Source organism: Collinsella aerofaciens (assembly GCF_015560135.1).
GTDB classification, from domain to species: Bacteria; Actinomycetota; Coriobacteriia; order Coriobacteriales; family Coriobacteriaceae; genus Collinsella; species Collinsella aerofaciens_AN.
In genome coordinates this window covers 1-2,258 of record NZ_JADMRH010000017.1, presented here as the reverse complement: position 1 = coordinate 2,258, position 2,258 = coordinate 1, and the positions used below count along the sequence as shown (strand labels likewise).

The following is a 2,258-nucleotide window of genomic DNA, read 5'->3' as shown; positions in this document are numbered from 1 at the left end:
CTGACCTCTTGACTGCCAGTCAAGCGCTCTCCCAGCTGAGCTACGCCCCCGTGCGAAGAAGTACTATACGGGAACTCCGACGGCGATGCAAGGGCAATTTTGGAAAATTTCGCAGTCGCGGCGCGGGCCGCCATCCGCCAAACGGCCGTCTTGCCGGCGCCGGGTCCATTACCGGGGCCGATCGCGCTCCCGCCCACCCGGCGATTTCAAAACCATGCCGGTTTACGGGGCCGGGACGGGAACCCCCGAGCATGCCGTAATCGGTAAAATCAAAACCGCAGGTAGACGGCTTGCGCATTCCGTGAAATGCAGGGCATGGACGGCCGGTCCGGGTCCAGCCCCGTAGTCCGGCATGGTTTTGAAATGACATTAATTCACTAACATGCAAATTAGGTAGTTCTAGCGCCTTGTCGCTGGCTAATTTCCGATTTCCAACCAGTTGCACAAAACATTTGCTCGCAGTCTCGTCTCGGCGCACTTCATTGCCTCGGTTTTGGCTTTATAGCGAATCCCTAAACGGTCGCAGACACTTCTGACTATGGTGTCTAGCTGCTTTGAATTGTTGAGCATATCGTGAGTCACCAGGAATACATCGAATCCCATGCTCTGCAACGCAGTCATGCGTTCCGCATCGTGGTCAAGTATTGCACCTGAGCCATGAATGACTTCACCTTGGATTTCGATAATTGCCCCTTTAATAAGAATCGGATTTACGATCACGATATCGCCGTAGCAGACCTTTTGACCTGCAATGTTTTGCGCCGATATGGAAAGAGGAGTGAAGTCGTTGACATAAACGTTCGTGAAGCCCGCGCCGCCAAGACGCCGCGGACGGTTTAGAAGCAAGATTCCTGCAACCTCGAGTGGAGACGCAGCAATGCCGATAACCTGCTGAGTGGCATCATAAAACTGCTTTCCCCACATTTGACTTTTGACCTTGTCGGCGAACCGATGCAGATCGCTTAGCTCGATGAGCGGCTTTCTCATCCAAAGAGAAGTGCCTTTGAGTTTCGTAACCTCTCTTCCATCCTCACGCTTGTTCGTTTGGCCTTCTTTATCTGTGGCCTTTACGGTTGCGCGGGCGTAAACTCGTTTCCAAGGAATCTCGTCTTCGCCTTCTCCAAGTTCGAACAGATCCTGCGTGCTGGAATTGCGATTCTCCTTTAACGCGATTTTTAACTGCATTTCGACAGCGGGGGTCGGCTCGAAAACAGAAAACCAGCCGCAAAGTTCGTACATAGCCAGTACGAGATCTATTTGGGACACAAAGCGTGTCATAGTAAATAACGTGTTAAGCGGATTGGTGACACTAAAGCCTAAATTAGTGTCGATTGTTGTGCCGGCATCCGATGCCCCTTCCCAGCGAATAGTAGAGCGCAATCCCGAGTGGTGATTACAACAACCTGGCGAAGCAACAGCGATAATCGGGGTCTTGAGGACTTCGGTTACAAAAGGGGCTTGGGATAGAGCTCGCCAGCCGTCTTCGGAGTTGGGCAGGCGCGGGTAGAGATTGCGCACCTGCGGTGGGCAGCGCCAATAGCGGAATGCAGTGTTTGCGCAGACGATTTCGTCCATTTGCGCCTCCCCTGGTATTGGCCGTAGGCCATGCGGTTGTGGTCGTGGACGATTATCTACTGGGGCATCATGCGGGTAAGTACCGGAAGCTGACCAAACGCTGACCAAAAAATGGATGGGATGTGTTGAAAGGCTGTCACGAGGCGTGAATGTGCTGGTACGAGCTGTGAGCCAGTGGTCTTTTTCTCCACAATTGCGTATGAATCATGCAAAGAATTCGTTGAAAGAGCGCGTGAACTATTTTCAAAATGTTCGACGACGTCACTCTATAGTTGTCAACGAACGAAAATTATATTCAATATGTAGGAACTATGAAGGGTTTGCGTTCAATAAAAAATAGGACCCCATGCTAATAAAAATCGAAAATTTGGTGTCACTTTTGGTGTCACCCTTGGTGTCAAAAGAAAAAGGCCAGAGGCTTAACACCTCTAACCTGCGTTTTTGATGGTGGGCGATACAAGATTCGAACTTGTGACCCCATCCGTGTGAAGGATATGCTCTACCCCTGAGCCAATCGCCCGTCGCCTTTCGGCAAAAGAGATACTAACATAGCCGTGCGTGGTTTACCAAGAACTTTTTGCCCCCGATTTTAAATTCGTGGGTGCTCCTTGATTATCGACTTCATCCGAACACCTCCCACATTCATCCGCACATGTACGGATGAATGTGGGAACCCGATACCC

General features: G+C 50.9%; 1 protein-coding gene and 1 tRNA gene. Both read right to left on the bottom strand.

Annotated features, from left to right (window positions below):
* Positions 1-417: 417 nt before the first annotated feature.
* A complete protein-coding gene (locus I2H19_RS07385) occupies positions 418-1,575 on the bottom strand; it encodes a hypothetical protein (RefSeq protein ID WP_195622222.1) in 1,158 nt (385 codons plus the stop codon).
* 445 nt (positions 1,576-2,020) lie between these two features.
* A tRNA-Val gene (locus I2H19_RS07380) sits at positions 2,021-2,095 on the bottom strand.
* Positions 2,096-2,258: the final 163 nt, after the last annotated feature.